Source organism: Bacteroidales bacterium (genome assembly GCA_035299085.1).
Taxonomy (GTDB): domain Bacteria; phylum Bacteroidota; class Bacteroidia; order Bacteroidales; family UBA10428; genus UBA5072.
The window spans coordinates 72,895-94,011 of sequence record DATGXG010000013.1 but is presented as its reverse complement, the minus strand read 5'-3'; the positions used below and the strand labels follow the sequence as shown (position 1 = coordinate 94,011).

The 21,117-nt window shown below is 41.2% G+C and carries 16 protein-coding genes; 6 read left to right on the top strand and 10 right to left on the bottom strand.

Annotated features, from left to right (window positions below):
- Positions 1-2: 2 nt before the first annotated feature.
- Genes VK179_02810 through VK179_02800 form a run of 3 tightly spaced genes read left to right on the top strand, consistent with a single transcriptional unit; the run spans position 3 to position 2,180 of the window.
- Entirely contained in the window at positions 3-584 is a 582-nt protein-coding gene (locus VK179_02810) for an RNA polymerase sigma factor (GenBank protein HLO57641.1), read from the top strand.
- A 1-nt stretch (position 585) separates the two neighbouring features.
- Positions 586-1,062, top strand: a complete 477-nt coding sequence (locus VK179_02805) for a hypothetical protein (protein ID HLO57640.1) — start codon at positions 586-588, stop codon at positions 1,060-1,062.
- A 5-nt stretch (positions 1,063-1,067) separates the two neighbouring features.
- Complete coding sequence (locus VK179_02800; GenBank protein HLO57639.1) at positions 1,068-2,180, top strand: hypothetical protein; 1,113 nt, start codon at positions 1,068-1,070, stop codon at positions 2,178-2,180.
- Between the two features lie 103 nt (positions 2,181-2,283).
- Here the strand turns inward: VK179_02800 and VK179_02795 are convergent, their stop codons facing one another.
- The 4 genes from VK179_02795 to amrB form a co-directional block, all read right to left on the bottom strand.
- The gene (locus tag VK179_02795) at positions 2,284-3,342 is read right to left on the bottom strand and encodes a hypothetical protein (GenBank protein ID HLO57638.1); all 1,059 of its coding nucleotides are present in this window, start codon (positions 3,340-3,342) and stop codon (positions 2,284-2,286) included.
- A 41-nt stretch (positions 3,343-3,383) separates the two neighbouring features.
- Positions 3,384-4,514 (bottom strand): AmmeMemoRadiSam system radical SAM enzyme, encoded by a 1,131-nt coding sequence (gene amrS, locus VK179_02790; protein ID HLO57637.1) that lies wholly within the window; start codon positions 4,512-4,514, stop codon positions 3,384-3,386.
- Positions 4,515-4,598: 84 nt separating this feature from the next.
- Positions 4,599-6,776, bottom strand: coding sequence for a hypothetical protein (locus VK179_02785; protein HLO57636.1), 2,178 nt, complete (start codon positions 6,774-6,776; stop codon positions 4,599-4,601).
- Between the two features lie 3 nt (positions 6,777-6,779).
- Positions 6,780-8,321 (bottom strand): AmmeMemoRadiSam system protein B, encoded by a 1,542-nt coding sequence (amrB, locus tag VK179_02780; GenBank protein ID HLO57635.1) that lies wholly within the window; start codon positions 8,319-8,321, stop codon positions 6,780-6,782.
- A gap of 88 nt (positions 8,322-8,409) precedes the next feature.
- Here amrB and VK179_02775 point away from each other — a divergent pair, with 88 nt between their 5' ends.
- Positions 8,410-9,285 (top strand): RluA family pseudouridine synthase, encoded by an 876-nt coding sequence (locus tag VK179_02775; protein HLO57634.1) that lies wholly within the window; start codon positions 8,410-8,412, stop codon positions 9,283-9,285.
- A gap of 109 nt (positions 9,286-9,394) precedes the next feature.
- Entirely contained in the window at positions 9,395-12,580 is a 3,186-nt protein-coding gene (locus VK179_02770) for a two-component regulator propeller domain-containing protein (GenBank protein ID HLO57633.1), read from the top strand.
- A 45-nt stretch (positions 12,581-12,625) separates the two neighbouring features.
- Here VK179_02770 and VK179_02765 read toward each other — a convergent pair whose 3' ends face one another.
- The 6 genes from VK179_02765 to VK179_02740 all read right to left on the bottom strand — a co-directional run bounded on the left by VK179_02765 (position 12,626) and on the right by VK179_02740 (position 19,971).
- A complete protein-coding gene (locus VK179_02765; GenBank protein HLO57632.1) occupies positions 12,626-13,276 on the bottom strand; it encodes a NigD-like C-terminal domain-containing protein in 651 nt (216 codons plus the stop codon).
- Between the two features lie 183 nt (positions 13,277-13,459).
- A complete protein-coding gene (locus VK179_02760) occupies positions 13,460-14,854 on the bottom strand; it encodes a M20/M25/M40 family metallo-hydrolase (GenBank protein ID HLO57631.1) in 1,395 nt (464 codons plus the stop codon).
- Positions 14,855-15,032: 178 nt separating this feature from the next.
- The gene (locus VK179_02755) at positions 15,033-15,581 is read right to left on the bottom strand and encodes a peroxidase-related enzyme (GenBank protein HLO57630.1); all 549 of its coding nucleotides are present in this window, start codon (positions 15,579-15,581) and stop codon (positions 15,033-15,035) included.
- Between the two features lies 1 nt (position 15,582).
- On the bottom strand, positions 15,583-16,824 hold the full coding sequence (locus VK179_02750) for an MFS transporter (GenBank protein HLO57629.1): 1,242 nt from the start codon (positions 16,822-16,824) through the stop codon (positions 15,583-15,585).
- Complete coding sequence (locus tag VK179_02745) at positions 16,821-19,382, bottom strand: TonB-dependent receptor (protein ID HLO57628.1); 2,562 nt, start codon at positions 19,380-19,382, stop codon at positions 16,821-16,823. Before VK179_02745 ends, VK179_02750 begins: the two co-directional genes overlap by 4 nt.
- A gap of 22 nt (positions 19,383-19,404) precedes the next feature.
- Positions 19,405-19,971 (bottom strand): carboxymuconolactone decarboxylase family protein, encoded by a 567-nt coding sequence (locus VK179_02740; GenBank protein HLO57627.1) that lies wholly within the window; start codon positions 19,969-19,971, stop codon positions 19,405-19,407.
- Positions 19,972-20,163: 192 nt separating this feature from the next.
- On the opposite strand from VK179_02740, the gene VK179_02735 reads away from it, so the two are divergent.
- A complete protein-coding gene (locus VK179_02735) occupies positions 20,164-21,105 on the top strand; it encodes a TIM barrel protein (GenBank protein HLO57626.1) in 942 nt (313 codons plus the stop codon).
- Positions 21,106-21,117 lie beyond the last annotated feature (12 nt).

The following is a 21,117-nucleotide window of genomic DNA, read 5'->3' as shown; positions in this document are numbered from 1 at the left end:
AAATGGATCAGCAAACGGTTAATTCCCTTATTTCACAGTCGATAAACGGCAATCAGAATTCATTCCGCAAGCTGATTGAACACCACCAGCCGTTTGTGTATGCTGTTGCTTTCCGTATGCTCTGCAATGATTATGAAACAGAGGAAATAGTCCAGGAAACGTTTATCCGGGTCTGGAAAACCCTGGAACGTTTTGATACGGGAATGCAGTTTCGCACGTGGCTGTATAAAATAGCGGTTAACCTTTGTTATGACAGGATCAGGGCGGTAAAACGGTTGTCAGGCAACCATTCAATTAATGATTATGGTTCTTTAATCCTGAATTATGCCGGCTCTGAAGATCCTGAAACCACTCTGATTAATAAGGATACTGCCCTGGTTATCCGGGTGCTTACACAGGATCTTACACCCAAACAAAAGGTGGTTTTCACGTTGATCGAGCTTGAATGCCTGCCGGTTGAGGAAGTGGCAGAAATTACCGGGCTTTCGCATGAAAAAATAAAAAGCAACCTGTATTGTGCCCGGCAGAATATTAAAAAGTTGTTGAGTTTAATTGAAGAAAAGGAGATGAACCATGTCAGATAAAATGTATACTAAAGTAATCGGCAAACTGGCCGGTACCGGTCCAAAGCCAGAGTCTGCCGAAAACCTGACAGGCAGGATACTTGCGAACCTTCCTGACAGAAAAAACAATCTTTCATTTTTGAAAGGTGGCAGGTCATCCGAGATCCTGGTTATTTTCAGAATGGTGACATCAACCGCTGCCATGTTTCTTATTATTTTCTTCATATGGCAGCAAAGACACATTGAGTCAAAGCTTGCCCGTCTCGAAAAACAGGTAGCTTCCGGTAATATCCTGAACACAGCGGACGCTGTAAGTATCAAAGCCGGTTATGAGTATTCCGGAATAGTATCGGGTGGAACCGACAGCCTGTTAAAAAACCTTTTGATACCCCGCCGATCCCTGAACTATCTTCTCGGAAGAATTAAGTCGCTTGAGGATGAAAATAAAAGCCTCCAGCAACGATTTCTTGAAGCAAATCAAATTGAAATTAAAAATTAACAGACATGAATACAAAAACCGTATTTATCAAAGGTTTAATGCTTGCTATTTTATTAACCGTATTGTCATGCAATAGCGGTCTGGGCCCTTACTATATGTTTACAAAAGTTTACCCTGATGGTTCCTGCACACGTGAATTTGTCCGTTCTGCCGACTCAGCCTTCGTTGCCGGAGATACATCAAAAAACCCGTTCCCCTTTAAATTGGATACCACATGGAAGATCCAATTTTATAAGAGACTGCAGAACGACAGTTCCAGGTTTGCCCATATGAAAGCTATTGAATATAAAACGTCAGGAGATTCAACTACTTACTCATGGTTTGCAGTAGCCACTAAAAAATTTCCGACTGTACAAAGCATGTCGGCTTTCTCACTCGATCAGTCTTCATGGGATTCAATAAAAACCCAAATTGATTTTAAAAAGAAATTCCGCTGGTTTTATACCTATTACAAATACCGGGAAGTTTACCCGTATTCAAATGTTTTTAAAAGAGTACCGGTTTCGGATTACCTTACTCAGCCTGAGCTACAGACACTTTATGGCGAAAGCAGGGAATTGTATACAGGCAAGAACGGACTGGAAGTAAAATCGATGCTAGACGACCTTCAGAAAAAAGCTGATGAGTGGCTCAACCGGAGTCTGTATGAAGAAATTTATGTGCTCTATGTAAAACATTATGATGAAGTCAGGAATCCGCCTGTTGACAAGAAAACATTTGAATCGGCAAAGGACAGCATTTATAAGCGATATGGTAAAAGCGACAGCCTGTTGAAAGGCGATTTCAACGACATTCTTGACAGTTATTTCAGGACCAAATCATTCAGTAAATCTTTGAATGATTCGATCCAAAAGAAACTGGAGAAGGAATTCCCCGATATCATGAAATTATCAGGGATGGAGTTGGATTATAAATTATCCATGCCGGGGAAAATTATTGAAACCAATGCGCCTTTTCTCGATAATGATACACTCACATGGAAAGTTAACAGCGACAGGTTCAGTTTTAACGACTATGTGCTTGCTGCTGAATCAAGAAAGGTAAATTTCTGGGCTTTCATTGTGACCGGTCTCTTAGCATTTGCTGCTGCTGCAAGTTTTATAGTAAGGAAAAGATAGAGTAAGTTCAGGTGAAGTAGGAACCAGGCGAAGTCTCTGACTTCGCCTCTTACCGCTAATCACTCTATGCCAGACGAAGTCTCTGACTTCGTCTTACCGCTAATCACCTATCGAAATTCACATTCTTAAATGCCGCAAGATCAACCGCTTTTTTCCGGTATTCTTTCCGCAAATGCTTGTCCGCTGTTATCCGGCTTAATCCAAAGTACCCGTAAGCTACCGGTTCCGTACCTATTTCACCGTACGATTCCAGTTCTTTGATACCCTTGTTATAAAACAGCTGTGCCTGCCTGAAATCTTTGTATTTTTTTTCGCACAGAATACCATTATAAATTAAAAGCTGGCCGTTGAAAAAGTTATTATCGTTTTTGTCAGTGTATTTTTTTACAAGATTCTCCGCTTCGTCGTACCGTTTCACAAGCAACAGGTTTTTAATATACATCGAAATATATTGCAGGTTCCTCGGATACAAATCATATAATGCTTTGCTGTATTGATACGCTTTATCAAAGTTATTTTCAAAACTGATGTATATCCCGGAAAGAAATGAAAAAGATTCGGCTTTTAGAACAACAGCATTTTTTGAGGCATATTGCATTTCTTTCAGTCCCCTGGCTTTGTCTCCTTTGGGAAACAGGAAAGCAATGGATTTATAAACAGGGTGAGCATCCGGATAGGCTTCCCTGTAATAATTGTATAATCCGGTTATAAAATAAAAATCAGCGTACGTTTTGGTGTAGTTAAATGACAATTTTACATACTGGTACGTACTGGAAGCCAGCGGGATCACTTCCTTGGTAAGATCGTTATCCGCATAAAATAAAAGGAGCAGGCCTCGTGCACCAATATTGGCAAGAAGGTATTCCGGATCATTTTCAAGGTTGGGATATTTATCACAAATTGATATCGCCTTTTCCATATCCTTTTCAAACACTTCTTTCTGGGGTGAAGCGGGAGTAAGCGGATAATTTTCCCAATAAGTAATCAACCCTTTGTAAACATAGATAATCGGATGATCAGGATAAATTCTGGCAACCTCCCTGAAAACTTCACGGGCCTGTGCAAACTGCATATTGTAAATATAATCCACGCCTTTACACATCATCCGGAACGTGGCAGTATCCTTGAGAACCTGTCCCTTTGCCGGGTTGATCGCAATCATGAATGATGCAAATATTATTATTAAGTTGAAAATCTTTTGTTTTATTCCCATTTTCCTGCAATTTTTTCTCCGCAGTATTCACATGATCCTTTCTTAACGAGATTACTGATTATAGTATAACCCATACGTTCAATAACTGTTTTCTTGCAACGGGGGCATTTCGTATTCGATTCTTCTGAACCCGGCACATTTCCGGTATAAACATACTTTATTCCGGCTTGCCGGGCAATTTCAGCTGATTTCTGAATAACGGCAACAGGGGTGGGAGGCAGCTGAGTAAGTTTGTACATAGGCTGAAACCTGAGAAAATGAAGAGGCGTCTGATCAAACCCGTTATCGTAAAGCCAGTCGCACATTTTCTTTATCATATCGGCATTATCACTCCATTGTGGTATAACCAGGTTGGAGATTTCAAGCCATACGCCTTCTTCCTTATAAATCTTAAGTGAATTCAGCACCGGCTGCAACGCTCCCGCATTCAGACGTATATAGGTATTGTTATCAAAAGACTTCAGGTCGATTGTAGCTGCATCAATTACTTTGCAAAGATGTCGTAAGGGTTTTTCATTAATAAACCCATTGCTGACAAGGATATTTTTAATTCCCCTTTCCCTTGAAACTGCGGAGGTGTCATACACATATTCATAGAAAGTAACAGGCTCAGAGTAGGTGTAGGCAATTGACCGGCAATTGGAGGCTGATGCCTGGTCAGTCACCACGATTGGCATGAGATCGGCGTTTTTTGTTTTCCTGGGACTGGTTTGTGAAATCGTCCAGTTCTGACAGTTCAGACAGGCAAAATTGCAACCTGCTGTGGCAATCGAGAAAGCTCTTGAACCCGGAAGAAAATGATAGAAAGGTTTTTTTTCAACCGGATCAACATTCATCGCACAAGGATTTCCATAAGCTATGGAATACAGTTTATTGTGATAATTTACACGATTTCTGCAGAAACTTTCATCACCTTCGGAAAGAATGCATTCGTTGGGACAGATAAGACATTTCAAACCACGGGGAGTGGATTCATAAAACATGCATTCCTTACTCCATTTCCATAACTTCTGGTCGAAAAAAGCAGGAGAACGGGCAAATGCATTATACCTGGCTAAAGAGAGCCCGGCGAATGAGATACCGGCCTGCTTCAGGAACCTTCGTTTGCTGTATTGATGCATTTCCAGTGAGTTTCGGAGTAAAGGTAATAATATGTTTCCTGTTTAAGACCAGATTTATTAACAAGCGGAGCATTTGTTAACCAGTCATCTTCTCAGGTTTATAATAAAAGAAGCCATCAGGAAAACAGAAGAAAAACCTGCTGTGATCCAGATTCCTGCCACCGGAAACAAAAATACCGAAGTCAGCAAAGTTCCCGTCGCCGATGCCAGCAGGTCAATTCCATAAAACCTGTTTGTCGCCCGATCCCTGAGTATAATCGAAGGGGGCGAAGTCGAAGCGGACTTTCTGAATAAAAATCCCACCGCAAAAGCAACAAGAATGGTATAAATCATGATGAAAGACTTGACCAGAATCCGGCTCATAACTGCCGCCGGTTCAAAATAAATCAGAAACGGAAGCAGTAAAATAAGGGTCAGCAAAACGAACTGTAAACGCAATACACTTTTCCCGCTTTCACGGGAATGTGACCGGCCGGCTATAAAAATTCCACCTGAAAGACCAGCCATATAAAAGGCGAACAACAGTCCGATCATACGGTATAACTGTCCGAACAGTACCTGGAAAATAATAAGGAGTAAAAACTCAGCCGAAGCACCGGCAAATGCCGCTGAAAAAACGGTAAAAGCGGAATCTGAAAAGTTTTTTACTGCGATAAAAAGGGCAACACCTGTCAGAACGGATAGGATCAGCAGGATCACGATAGATTCATGATGAAACCCTGATTTTGTAATCCATTCCCTGATCTGGTATACGTAGGTAACCGGATGAATGTCCCTGTTAATGGATATTGTAACTGGTTCGAGATTTGCGGTGACTATGTTGCTGCGTTGAATAGTTAACTCATCATCAAAATAGAATGGATTGACATAGTCATTTGAAACCGGACGTATACTGAGCAAACTGTCAAAAGAAACTGAAATATGGCTGTCTGAAGCCAGGTAGTAATTTTTCTGACCCACCACCAGGTTAACATATTTGAAAACACGTTTGAGTGTATTGAAGATACTTGCATTCAATGCAGCTGCTTCCTCACTTACATAATTAGATGTAGCAGCCAGCGATGTCTCAAAAATTCCTCCCTGTTTCAGGGCCTTTCTTGCTTCCCTGAAGAATTCAAAAGTGTAATACCTGTTTATCCGGGCATTAACGGGTTCAGGGAGGTTAAGAATGATGGCGTCATATTGATTGCTGCTTTGCCTGATTTGGTCGCGGGCATCCGTATTCAGAATGTGAAGTATACTTTTTTCATTAACCGGAAATAAGGTGGTTTCAGCCTTCAGGAGCCATGGGTTGCTTTCGGCGTAATCCAGCCGCATAACAGTCTTGTATTTTTCAACCTGTTTAAAAACGCCGTTGACACCTCCCGAAACTACAAGCACATTGGCGGGATCAGGAAGCTGAAGCATGGCAAAATGAACTGATTCCTCATATACCGGATCGTTGTTCGTGCTGTAAAACAGGATTCCATTCTCAAAAATATTGAATTGCCCTGAACTTTCAGTAATGCACAAATTGCCATAAGGCGTATCTTTTGAATACCTTATATCCTGGCCCGGAAACTGAAAAGAGCGAAGTTTTTTGTCGGGATATTCTGAAAAACCAGCTGTCAGAATGATAACACCAAACAGGCCTGTAATGATTTTTCCGGATAAAGTGGGTGAAAATTCAAAGGTAAACAATATAAAGGTTATCGAACTAAGAAGGGACAGCAACTGCATCGCAGAAAGCCTGTGTGAAAGTAATATCGTAAAAAGTATGCCGCCAATAACGCTACCCAGGGTGTCAAAACCGTATGCCGTTGCAGTTTGATTTTTTCCGGATATAAACGAATTTAAAACTGAAGGCACTGAAAATAGCATTCCGTTAACCAGGCAAACAGGTAAGAACAGGAATGAGGCAAAAATAATGGCGGTTGTGAATCCACCACTGATGCCTGGAAGTATAAAAACTGATTTAAGAAGATACAGTGAAACAACAGCAATAACAGGAAGAATTCCTGCCAGTAACATAAGCAACCCCGTTATATTCCAGGCATTTTTAAACCTTGCAACCGCTATGCCCGAAAAAGAACCCAGGGCAGTGAATATCATCCACAGGAAAAGTAAAAGACCAATCAGTAATTCATTTCCGTCAAAGACATTCAGAAATTCCCTGAAAAGCACAAGCTGTGAAATGAGAGAAATAAATCCGGCAGCAATAAGGATCCTTGTCACTCTGAGCTTGTCGAAGGGAGTCGAAGGGTATTTAATTCCCGAAACCATGCTTTACTCTTCACCAAAAACATATGCCTCATAAATATATATTTCGGCATCTTTCCAGCCGTCCCAGCCTAAGCCGGCTTTGTCCCTGGCACAATGTCCCAGGAATTCATCCAGAGACCACCCGGTCTGGGTAGCTACCTGGGGAAGAAAGGTTCCTCCCGAATTGCCTTTTTTAATGTATATCCCATGCTTACCAAGCTCAATTTCATTTACCGATTGTATTTTGCGCATGGGTGTCAGAACCGATATCTCGATTTTTATAAGGCTTAATTCATCAGATTTGACTTTTGGAAACCGGTAATCTCTTGTAGCTGATGAAACGGCCATTTCCTGCACCACTTTATACAGAGGCTGATCAGGACTGAATTGTCCTATGCATCCTCTCAGCTGATTATCCTTGTTAAGCGTTACAAAAGCTCCTGCCGGTGTCCGGAGCTTATCCGTAATATCCGGGGTGGTAACTTCCGGAATTTTACCGTTTTTGAGATATTCTTCAATTGTTACTCTTGCTATATGAAGCAGTACTTTCTTTTCTTTTTCATTCAGGTACGCGGTTTCCTGTTTTTGCTCACCTGTTACGGCTATGGCATTATATCCGACCACCCGGCTCTTATCCCCGTAAGAAACGTCACCAGAATTCGTATACTTGATCTCATGATACCGGATACCTTTCATTTCAGAAGTGATATCCAGCAGGGTCATTACCGATGTCCATCCGCAGATACTGGTCGCCAGATTCGGTATATTCTTACTTTCATTGTTTTCAAGAGTTTGGATAAAGTAATCCGGTGAATTCTTTGTAATAGCATCTGCGGTAATTTTATCTACGGTGACTGCCGAATTATAATCGGGATAATGTGAGAAATCGGTACTGATTACAAAAAGATTATTACCACCAAAATAGGGCTGCAGCGCATCCGCAATTTTTCTTATCGTTGCAATCCTGTTTGTTCCCAGCAATACCGGGACAATCTGAAGATTTTCCTTATAAATATACTGAAGAAATGGAATTTCAACTTCAAGGCTATGCTCTTCCCTGTGAACGTCGGGCAATGATTTCATCACATCGGGATGGGCTGTCACCAGCCGGTTGGCAAGATCAATATTTACTTTGGCTTCACCCAGGGGTGTAATAAAATTGCCGATATTGTATACCGAGGCTCCGTCAAAGCTTGTATGATGGCTTGAACCGATTATGAAAATGTTTTCATAGGCATGATCAGGAGAAAGCTGCCTGAATGAGGAGGCCGCCACTTCGCCTGAATAAACGTACCCGGCATGAGGCGCAATCAATGCAACGATATGGTTCAAATGCTTGGTGGGCGTAGCTTTGTTGAAATACGCCTGTAATTCTTGTGTTAATTCTCTTGCGGAACCAGGGTAAAAAGTTCCGGCAACGGCAGGCTGTCGGTTTTTGAGTGAATCATGTTGCATAACCTGTTGATTTTTTTCATCTGTTTGTAAATGGACTGAACTGCTTTTACCGCAGTTTGCAGCAGGCAGGATGAGGAAAAGCAAGGCAATGATCTGAATTGAATGTTTCATTTTCCTAATGCATTCAAACTAAATATACTTCATTTATAATTTAATTTCAAGTACTTTTTTATGCAACTTTGCAGCCAGCTTTTTAAGTATGCACAAGAATGATACCATATTAAAGGTAGATGAGAATATTGAACTCATGCCCTTTTTGTTCCTGAAATTTCCCGGAAAAAACAGGGACAATATAAAATCCCTTCTCCGTAATAAGCAGGTTTGGATAAACAATAAATCGGTATCGCAATTCAATCACAAGCTGGTTAAGGACCAGGAGGTCGTTATCCGCTGGGCAAGAGAATCGGATTTGCCGCCAGACAAATACCTGAATATTGTTTTTGAAGATGATTACCTGATTGTGATTGAAAAAAAGCCCGGATTGTTATCTGTTTCTGATGGACATGAACATATTACGGCACACGCCATTCTTACGGATTGGGTGAAAAAAACAAACGAGTCTGCCCGGGTTTATATAGTCCACAGGCTTGATCAATATACCTCCGGCCTGTTAATGTTTACAAAGACTGAAGAAGTACAGAATATTTTCCGCGAGAACTGGAAATCCTATATAAACGAGAGGGTGTATACTGCAGTAGTCGAGGGTGAAGTAAGGAGAAACCAGGGAACCATCTCCTCATATCTTTCCGAAAACAAAGCCCTTGTAATGATTTCAGGAAAAGATCCGTCTAAAGGCAAGCTGGCCATAACGAAGTACAATGTACTTGAGAAAAATCAGCGGTATTCTTTAGTGCAGCTTCAGCTTGAAACCGGCAGGAAAAACCAGATCCGTGTGCATATGCAGGATATCGGGCACAGTGTTGCCGGTGACCGAAAATATGGGGCCAGATCGAATCCGGTCGGGAGGTTATGCCTTCATGCGACAGTACTGGCGCTTAAGCATCCGGTTACCGGCGAAAGCCTTAAATTCGAATCAAAAATACCTGCTGAATTTCTTAAACTGTTTGCCAGGTGATGTAAGTGGTATACTGTATTTTATAAAAATTTCTTGACCCATTTTAATGGATTATTTAAAGAATCGATTATTTTTATAATCGATATCTAAACAGATCACAGACTCGCGGATGGTTTTAGTGAAGAAGGGATTCCTGTTCTTTACCCTGTTTCTTACCTGTTCAATTGCCAGCTCTCAGTCGGGTGGATGGCAAACCACTTTTTTTGATATAGAAAACAATCTGCCGAATAATAGCATCCAGTCAATCAACGAGGATACATTTCAGTATATATGGATAGGGACTGAAAATGGTTTATGCCGTTTTAACGGAACAACTTTCAGAAATTATGTCAGCGTTCCTGGTGAGTATGGTTCATTGCCTGAAAATAATATCCGTAAAATCTTTATCGATTCAGGGAAAAGAATATTCATTGCCACATCAGGAGGCCTTTGTCTATATGATGTGACAAAAGATAATTTCAAACCGGTGGCTGTTTCCGAAGGACGATTTTCTGTTCGTGATTTAACTGAAGATCAGCACGGGAATATTTGGATTGCCACAGAGGGCAGTGGTTTGATTAAGCTATCCCGTGATTTGAAAGTCAGATATCACTCCGGAAAAACGGATTCATCAGCACCGATAGGTAATTATATCTGGAGCCTTTATGCCGATGATGACTTCATATGGATTGGAACTCTCGATGGAAAACTGATGCGTTTTAAAGTGTCTACCGGCCATTGCGATGTAATCAATGAATTCGGGACAAACAACGGTTTCATTTCTTTTATCTCCAAAGACAATAGCGGTAATCTTATTGTATTTGCTCATGAAAGCCAGCTCACCAAACTGGTAAAAAACGGAAATACATTTGAAGTAATCCGGTACGGTAAAAGACCGGCACACTTTATAAACTATGTCACCAAAAGAGATAATGGTTTGTTTTGGTTGGCCGGAACCGATGGAATAACTGTTTACGATCCGAAGTCGGATTCCTTTTACAATTTAAGGAAAGAACCGGATTACTTACATCTTCCGATTGATATGCCAGTCGGATGCCTATTTACTGACAATCAGAATAATTTCTGGTTTGCCGGGAATAAAGGAGTGTACCAGCTTGCAAGAACATACAAGCGTTTCTCTCATAGTAATGATATTTTGGAATCTGCTCTGATAACAAGCCTTACTGAAAGCTCAGCAAAGAAAATACTTGCAGGTTCCTATACAGGCACCTTGTTTATATGGAAAACCACCGTTAATGAAATTCCCCGGAAAATAGACATTTTTGAAAGAACGGGGTTTAAATCATGTTCAGTTCTAAGAATACTGGAGACAGGTAAGGATAAATTTCTCATTGCAACGTACCGTGGTCTGTTTTACTATGATGAAGATAAAGACAACCTGATCAGTTATGCCGATAAGAACCCTGTATCCAGCCAGTTATTAAAAGATGAGCATATCTATGATATGCTTCTGTATGATACCACTACTGTTTGGATGGCAACAAATGGCGGTGGTATTAAAGTTCTTGACCTGGTAACAGGAAAAGTTACCGGTTTCAACCAAAAAAGTTCAGGACTGGTTAACGATTACTGTATCTCATTGCTGAAAGATCATACCGGAAAGATCTGGATCGGTACATATAATGGATTGAGCATTTATGACCCGGTTTCAGGTAAATTTGAGTCGATTCTTCCGGATTATCAATCAGTGAATTCTTTGAGCCATAACTGGATCTATTGCATGTATGAAGATTCACATGATCGAATCTGGATAGGCACCTATAACGGACTAAATTTATACCAGCCACAGTCAAAATCGTTCAGGCATTTCAATAAATCCAGCGGATTGCCTGATAATATTATTAATGCCATAACAGAGGATTCCCGAGGCAATATATGGATCAGCACGAGTAAAGGTATAGTAAAAATACCCTTTGAAGATTTCATCCCTTGCTCCTACGACAGGAATGACGGATTACATTTTTTACAGTTTTCCAGAAATACCTGTTTGAGGGATCAGAATGGTTTCCTGTATTTTGGTGGTAACGGGGGAGTTGTGGAATTCAAACCTGAAGAAATAGAGTATAATCCTTACAGCCCTCCGGTAAGATTCACCGGGTTGAAACTTTTCAATAAACGGGTCAGTTCGTTTGATCATCCTGAAATTCTCCCATCTGAAATTATCTGCCTGAAACAACTTAAGCTGCCATACAGGCAGAATGTAATCACCATTGAATTCAATGCTTTTAATTTCATTAATTCAGGAGAGAATAGTTATGCCTATCAACTCGAAGGTTTCGATAAGACATGGCAACTGATAGGCAATAAAAACGAAGTAACCTATACTAACCTGAATCCCGGTAGATACACTTTCAGAGTTAAAGCAGCAAACAACGACGGCATATGGAACGACAAGGATGTTGTGCTGAAATTGGTTATCCTGCCTCCCTGGTGGAAAACATGGTGGTCCAAAATTATTTTAATTCTTTTAATAGCCGGAATATCAGCTGGTTTTTATTTCTATAAGATTAAAACCTTCCGGAAATATAATCGCCAACTTGAGAAACAGGTCCATGAAAGGACCAAAGAAGTGGAAATTAAAAATTCACTGTTAACAGCATCGAATGCAGCAAAAGACAAATTCTTTTCTATTATAGCCCATGATTTAAAGAATCCTTTTAATAGCCTTTTAGGTTTTTCCAAGATGTTGAATTCGGATTATGATCAATTACCGGATGACCGAAAACACCAGATGGTCCGAATAATTGAAGAATCTTCCTCCAGGATCTACAGACTTCTTGAAAATCTGCTTGAATGGGCAGGAACTCAAACCGGTAATATTCAATATCATCCTGAACTGTTTGATTTAAAGGAAATAATTCGGGTAAATACCGAGCTTTTTACAGATCAGGTCGAGATGAAGAATAATAAGCTAAAACTTGAACTGGATAATGAACTGATAGTTTTCGCCGATCAGAATATGGTACAGACGATAATACGAAACTTACTCGGTAATGCCGTAAAATATACCGAAAACGGCGAGATTCAAATCCGGTCAGGAAAAAACGCTGATTATATAATTACTTGTATTAGTGATTCAGGAATTGGAATACCGGAAAACCGTATTGAAAGATTATTCGAAGCAGATGCCATCAAATCAACCGACGGTACAAGGGGAGAAAAAGGAAGTGCCCTGGGATTGCTTATTTGCCATGAATTTGTGAAAAGACATAACGGAAAACTTTCAGTCGAAAGTGCTCCAGGAAAAGGATCGAGCTTTACTTTTTCACTTCCTATATTCAAACCAAAAAAATAGGGGTATTCATGTTGAATACCCCTGCCTTAAGATCAATTCCGTATTTTAATATTTATAAGTAAAGTACTTGTCGTACACCCTGCTGTTGTATTCCTGCGCTCTTACATGAAGCACAACTGAATCGGCTGCTTCCTTTTTCAACCCTTCGAGGTTGAAACAAACAAAACCGTTCATTAAGGAAAGCTGGGCATCATTATAGTCGTTATGACGAACTTCAAGCTGTATGGTATCAGATGAGGTATTGCCGGGCATACGTACCAGGTTGATACGGTGTATCTGATTGTTGCCATAATAATCGAAATTCAGATTCATAAAGTTCTTGGCAACCCACATTTCTCTTATTTCAAGAGCATCATTCCCTATGGAGTCAGCATTAGCTTCCGTCAAATCCACTACTGGTTTGTAAAGCACTTTTGAGTAATTATAGATTTCAACCACGTAATCGATTCCGGCCGGAAGGGTTTGTTCATTGATTGAAAAATAAGCTATAATACGGTCACTGCTGTCAAGACTGCTTAAAGAATTTGGATTTTGCACAAGTAACCTCATGTTGTCATCAGCAATAATAATGGTACTGTCTTCAGTCTTTGAAACTGTTCCCAACACCTGGTAATATTGCTTGTTCTCATCCTTTGTACAGGAGGTGAAAACCAGTGTAATTAAAAGTAAGAAATAGAAAAAGCGATATTGTTTCATAATCCGTATTGTTTAATTAATTATTAATTTACAAGTTCCGCTTTATAGATATATATCTAAGCAAAACGGTTGCGTGAAAAACCAAAATAATTTTAGAAAATCCATCTGCATTCCTCAAATATCATGCATTTCACAAGGTTGGTTTCTTAATATATTCTGAAAATGTGTTAAAAATATCAAAATTTATTCAGTTAAGTTCCTGATGAACCGATACATAAACTCGACACCTTCATAAAAGGATCTTGCATTAATCCTTTCGTCCATTCCATGGGCTCTCACATCGTCGGGATCACCAAACATTCCGGATATTCCGTAAACCGGGATTCCTGCTTTTCTTAAAAATCGTCCGTCTGAAGCACCAGTCATCATTACAGGCGTGATAATCACTCTCGGCCACATGGAATCTGTAGTTTTCTTCATACTGACCATTACCTGCTTATTCAGGGGAGACAGTGGTGCAACAAAGGGTTCATTAATCGGTATTATTCTGATAAGGCTGTCATCAACCACTCTTGTTAACGCAACAAACACATCGGCAGGTTTCTCATCTGGAAGCATCCTGCAATTGATTGTAGCATGTGCACTTTGAGGCAGCGCATTTTCAGCATGTCCGCCGCTGATAAGGGTAGCTACACAGGTAGTTCTCATCATGGCATTGTAATATGGCCTGGAAGAAGCAAGACGGTTTGCTGCCAACGTATCATCCGGATTTTGTGCTAATGCCAGCATATCGATTTTAGTTTGGCCATTCTCAGTCTCAGCCATGGATTGAAAAAAGAATTGTGTCGTTTCATTCAGATTCAGTGGAAACTGGTAATTACTTAAATTGGTGAGTGCTGCTGACAATTCATATATGGCATTGTCTTTAACGGGAATTGAACTGTGACCTCCTTTATTCCTGGTTTCAAGATCATAACTGATGTATATCTTTTCACTGGTTTGCACCGCCTGCAGGAATGGAATACCATTCTTCAGATCACCTCCGCCGCCATCAGGATTTATGGCATAATCCGCCTTTATCAGTTCAGGCCGGTTGACAAGCAGCCAGTCAACACCGTTGTAGTCACCACCTTCTTCATCATCCGTAAGAGCAACAATGATATCACAAGAGGGAAAAAAATTTTCCTTTTTCAGACGAATAAGATTTACAATTAAATCAGCATCCTCACTTTTAATGTCTGTGGTTCCACGCCCATAAAAATATCCGTCCTTTTCTGTAAAGGTGAATGGATCGGTTGACCAGTCACTTAGTAAAGCCTGCACCACATCCAGATGGCAGATAAATAATATGGCATGCGAATGGTCCTTACCTTGGTATCTTATAACAAGATTCTTATGGTCGGGATGCGGACCGGCAATTACCATATCCTGATCTTTAAAACCTGCATTTTTCAGCCTGACAGCCATTGCCAGGACGGCTTTTGTGCATCCCTTTTCCGGTATGGTATTGATTTCGATAAGTTCTTTAAAAATTTCCCTGGAAAGCGCCTGGTACTCAACAGGAAGTACACTCTGAGCGTTACTGTTTTGCAGACATATAAGGATTAACCCGATAAGGATCAGACTGGTAAGTTTCATTGTGATCTTTTTTCAAAAATACATAAAAGTATGACAGCAATATAAAAGGGCTCCCGAATAGGAGCCCTTTAAGGGGAAGAATATCACTCACATCTGTTGAGACAAACTACCTAAAACTCAAATGTCATATAAAGTTATGAAAAGTATTTCAATCAAAATATTTTTGCATAAAAAAATACTATTGTTTCGGATCGTAGTTTGAATACCCCAGGTGGGCACGTTCAGCAGCCCTTTCGATATAATACTGGCGGTCTTCAGGCGCCCAGGTGCCCAGCCCGTCAACATACCTGTTAAACATGCAGAATGCCGCGGCAATAAGCACAGTATCATGTATTTCATGATCTGTCGCGCCTTTATCTTTTGCATTTGTTACAATTTCTTCAGTTACATTTTTTCCGCCTTTTTGAACTTTTTCAGCAATTGCAAGCAGGGCACGCATTTTATCAGACATGGGTGCTGACAAATAGTCTTTTTTCACCTGGTCAATATAATCAGTGCTGCAATTCAGAAAATGCTGCGCATATCCGCCATGTGAATTCTGACAAAAATAGCAGTCGTTTAAAGCCGAAACAAAGGTTGCGATAAGCTCTCTCTCGCCTTTGGAAAGTGTGTTATCACCGCGAAGCAGGGCTTCAGCCAGATCATTAAGCGGTGCAGATGTTTCAGGCCTGAAGGCCATCAATCCCCTTATACCCGGAAGTCCTTCCGGAACCAGTATGTAAGCCATATTAATTTGTTATTTTTTTTGAATAAAACAATACAATGAATCCAATAAGAAATACTAAAGAAAAAAGCAACAGGGAGTTACCGTAACCGCCAAGGACATTTACGAGCCATCCGATAAAGAAAACAGCAGCAGTTGTGAATATGCGGCCAATGTTATAGCAAAAACCAGTTGAAGTAGCCCTTATTGAAACAGGGAATAATAAAGGAATGTAATATCCCAGCATGCCCTGGCTGATCCCGAAAAGAAATGCAAGGAGGCCAATTTCAACAAGCACAAGGTTTGAAAAGGAGGTGTTTGTCTTAAATAATATTACAGCAATCAGAAAAGAGCCTCCAAAACAAAGAAGCATAGTCTTTCGGGTCCCAAGGGATTTCGCTATCCATCCCGAAAAGAAACCACCGGCGAGGCCTCCCATGCCAAGAAGCATTATTCCCAGGCTCCTTTCCTGTCCCTCGGTATGAACATTCTGCAGGTTCTGTATCCAGGTCGGCAACCATGAAAAAACAGCCCAAAGTCCGATCAGCATGGAACCGTAAATGATAGCCCCATTGATCAGGTTTGCCCTGTTTTGCTTCAGGAGGATGACATTCGGTTGCGAGGTGCGCTCACTCCTGGAGACTTTCCATTTTTCCGATTCCCTGAGCAGGCCGAAAGATAGAATACCAATGATCAGCGGGATGGTTCCGATCAAAAATCCTGTTCTCCACTGGGGTATCATATAATTCAGGGTTCCTGATGAAACGATCCCTATCGGAAATCCGATTGAAAGGATACCCACAAAAACTTCCCTGGTCTTTTCAGGCCATACTTCTGTGAGAAATGTGGTGTTCATTACAAGGGTTCCGCCTACGCCGAAACCACTCAGAAACCTGAAAAGCATAAGCAGTTCCCAGGACTGAGCAGAAGAGATTAAAAGGGTGAAAAGGCCGAACATACTTACAGAAAGAGCCAGTGAACGTGTCCTCCCGATTTTATCGGCTATTAACCCCCAGGTAAGACCGCCGATTGTCCAGCCTGCAAGATAAAAAGCATTCAGAAAAGAGCTGATATCACTAATTCGTCCATCTGAAAATTCTTTAATTAAATCCCCTGAAATCGCAGGAAGGTAAACCGGCATGATCGTTGATACACTTCCTGCCATAATATTTCCGACAAGACAAATCGCAAACATGATCCATAACCCGAAGCTCACATAGGATTCTGACCGGTAGGCGACTGTAATTGTTTGCGTTGTATGTGTCATTTCAGAAGTCCGTCAAATAATAATGAAACATAATAAACCCCGCCTATTGAAGGTGAACCATAAGCCTGGTAAATATGGTTATTCAACAGGTTATTGGCACCAACCCGGAGCAGGACTTTTGAAAAGCTGTAGCTGACCTGGGCATCAATAATGGAATACGCATTGATTCTGCCCGGTCTCAACTGGTTGAATGTGCCATACCAGTCGAACGAATCCTGCCATCTCCAGGCTAAGCTGAATCCGATATGATCATTTAATGCATTGTTCCCGAATGTCAAATTCGTTCTGTTGGCCGGCGTATTGAATGCCGGTATGTCATTTGGATCTGCGTTAAGCAAATTAAATTTTGCCCATGTAACATTGCCACCCAGCGTATACCGATGGGGTAACAGCCAGGTTAATCCGAGTGTAGCACCTTCTGAGGTCACCTTGTCATTGGCATTTGTATAAAGCTGGAATAAATGACTGTTTCCGTTCAGCAAGTCCATGGCCGCCAACGGGTTTATTTTACCATCATCGCCTAGAACAGGGCTCTGTGGTTGCATCACCACCTGGTTCAGGATGAAATCATGATAGCTGCTGAAATAGAAATTTAAATCAACAAGTACTTTTTTTGTAATAATCGCTTTGTAACCTATTTCAAAAGTCTGAACCCTTTCCGGCTTGATATAGGGAACGTTTGATTTTACCAAAAGATCTTTTGCCAGCATAACGGCTTCCTCGGGTGATGCTCCCCCCTGAACGGCCTCTCCGAATGCACCAAAGAAGGGGCCCAGCGAAGCGGCCGTGAATGTATTTTCATACACATTCATACCTTTGCTGTTATCAGGAACGCCGCCCAGAATGGTAATCGGACCTGCATTCAGTTTTATATACTGATCTCCGGGCGTAGGATTCCGAAAACCAGTCTGGTACGATGCCCTGAAATTATGATTTTGCGCCACTGTATAAACAAGAGTAGCCCTTGGTGTCAGTCTTCCTTCAAAATTCTGGTTCTTATCATACCTTAACGAACCGGTAATTTTAAGTTTTTCATCCAGGAGCTCTTTTCCGACCTGTACAAATGCACCGCCTTCTTTAATTGTGATTTTATTATTGATATCGTCGAAGAGGGTGCCGTTGGTAAACATATCGTACATTCTGAAGTTGCCTCCCACAAGGAGTTCAACAAACTGAACTTTTTGGCTCAGGTCATACTGGCCTTCAACATGATAAAATTTGCTCTGGCTCAGTATTCCTGCCCCCTGGATACCCTGAACTCCTATAAGGGAATCCTTTTTGCTATTGAAAGCTTTTGAACCGGGTAAATACCTTCCTTCATCGGCAAATGCCCTTGCCGCCGAATGGCTGCCTGCCGCAACACCTTCAATGGTTCCATTATAAGCAGCAGCATAACGATTAAACCACATGTCATCAGCCTGGTTATCAGGAACGATATTGCCATCCAGATCCCTTACCCATGTTTTGTTTATAAGTTGTCCGAGGCCTTTGCCATTATATGAATCTTTTGAATTTTCAATATTGGCATAAGCTCTTATAAAATAGTTGCTGCCTTTTAATTCAACCTTGTGCTGTTCAAATACAAAGTTATTGAGCTGGAAACGATTGCTTCCGGTGTATGCAGCACGTCCCTGGTTGAAATTATACTGGTAGGCGAGTTCCATATTGTCAGTGATCCGGTAATGAACGGCACCGCTTAGTTTAAGGCTGTATACATCATAATCGAGTAAGTATCGTTCTTCGTATCCTGTACGTGATACGCGGCCAATTCCTTCAAGGGTGCGAGCTTCATCATCGCCATAAATATTAAGCGCATTCCTGGCGGGGTTATTGATACCTCTCTGGTTTGCCGGGGTTCCCGGATCCACATCGGTATAGTTGGTTGCATACCAGTCTAATCCGCTAAAATAGGCAGCATTGAATTTGAAAGCCAGTTTGTTGTTGAATGCCCTGGCATAACGGATTGAAAAATCATACAAACCGGTTGGATTTGCATATTTCTCACCAAAATGGTTCATCCCGGCCCTTACCTGGGCGCTGAGTCCCTGGTATTTAAACGGATCCTTCGACCGCATTAATAAAACACCGTTGAAAGCAACCGGACCATAGAGAGCTGAAGCGGAGCCCGGGATAAGCTCAACACTCTCCACATCCAGCTCACTGAGACCAAACAAATTGCCAACGGCAAAACTCAGTCCCGGCGTTTGATTATCAACGCCATCAACAAGCTGAAGGAAACGTGAATTACCTGTATCATTGAATCCCCTTGTATTTACCTGTTTATAAGTGAGGCCGCTGGTTACCATTTCAAGTGATTTCAAATTCTGGAGCCCTTCATAGAAACTGAACGAAGGGGTTTCATGGATTGCCGTGGCATCGAGTTTCTCAACACTCACCGGTGATCGCAATATACTTTCGGGTACCCGGGAAGCGGATACAACCACTTCATTCATGAAGACACGGGATGCTGAATCTGATGCAGATGTATTGCTTTCCGGCTGCTGGGAAAACAGCAAGAGGGGAACAAACAAATCGGCTAATAGGAAAATTTTTCTCATAAAATCGGTTTAAAGGTTTATGTTAAATCGGTTGACTTTTTAAGTGATCATATCCCCCAGGTAGCCGGGTGTATCCTTTTGATATGCGGGCAGCAAGGTTTTCATAGAATACCGGGTTTAACGGGGTTACCGTATTCAGGCCATCCACATACCGATTATACAGGCAAAAAAGAGCCGCAATTAATACGGTATCATGAATTTCCTGGTCGGTTGCCCCCGCAGATTTTGCTCTTTCAATGGATGAGGCAGTAACACTTTTCCCGCTGATTTGCACCAGCGAAGCGATCTGCAACAACGCTTTCATTTTCTCACTTACAGGGGAAGTTTCTATATCCGTGAGAATGGAGCTTATTAAATCCTTATCGTCAGTAAGAATCCGGGCTACAGCAGAATGTGCACTGTAACAAAAACGACAGTTATTTTTGTATGATATCAGGGAAGCAATAAGTTCGCGCTCACCAAAGGAAAGCGAAGACGGTCCGCGAAGCAGAATCTGTGTTAGATCGCGTAGTGGTCCCGAGGTTTCAGGGCTGTATTCAAGCAGACCGGTTATGCCCGGCAAATGCTCTTCTACTGGAATGTAAGGCATAGTATGTCATAGTTGGATTAAGATAACACCAGCCTTATTAAAAGAACCTTAAAAAAGGATTAAAAGATGATTAAATCTCAATACGACAGATTTCTTTTCCCGTCAATCACATGTGTGCACGCATTTTTCTTATATTTATATATAATATGCTTTTACCGCTAAGAAACCTGAACCTATAAATACACATACAAAATGAATACACGAAGGACCTTCATAAAACGATCCCTGATGGGAGCCGGTGCTCTAATGGTATTGCCAAATCTTGCCATTCAAGCATCCGGTGATTCCGGTATTAAAATCTCGTTAGCAGAATGGTCATTTCACCGGGCAATAAAGGCAAAGAAAATGGACCACCTTGATTTTGCAATGATTGCAAAAAGAGATTACGGCATTAATGCGGTTGAATATGTAAACGGGTTCTTCGGAGGTTCAAAAATGAATTTTAAGAAGGCTGCCACCGACAAAACCTATTTAAATGAAATGCTGAAAAGAAGCCAGGATGCCGGTGTATATAATCACTTGCTGATGTGTGATGATGAAGGCGATCTTTCAGTTCCCAATGAAAAAACATTAATGCAATCGGTAGAGAATCATAAAAAGTGGATTGAAGCCGCCAAAGTACTGGGTTGTGCAACTGTAAGGGTGAACCTGCACGGGAAGGGGAGTCCCGAAGGAAGAAAAACTGCTGCAGTCAATGCCCTTGGGAAACTGGGCGAATTTGCAGCGCCTATGAACATAAATGTCGTGGTTGAAAATCACGGAAGCGTTACTTCGGATGCAGAATGGCTTTGTGATGTGATGAAACAGGTAGGAAAAGAAAATGTCGGCACTTTGCCTGACTTCGGCAATTTCTGTATATCTGATCCCTGGGGAACCATACAGGATGGATGCAAGGACATGTATGATATTTATAAGGGAGTTGAACTTTTGCTTCAGTATGCCAAAGGTGTAAGTGCTAAAACGTATGATTTCGATGAAAAAGGTGAACAGCCGAAACTTGATTATAAGAAGTTGCTGGATATTGTAAAAAATTCAGGTTTTAAGGGGTACATAGGAGTTGAGTTTGAAGGAAATTCTCAGAGTGAGGACACAGGTGTGAGAAAGACTCAGCAATTGTTGGCAAGGTACATTTAGGGAAGCTGGGAT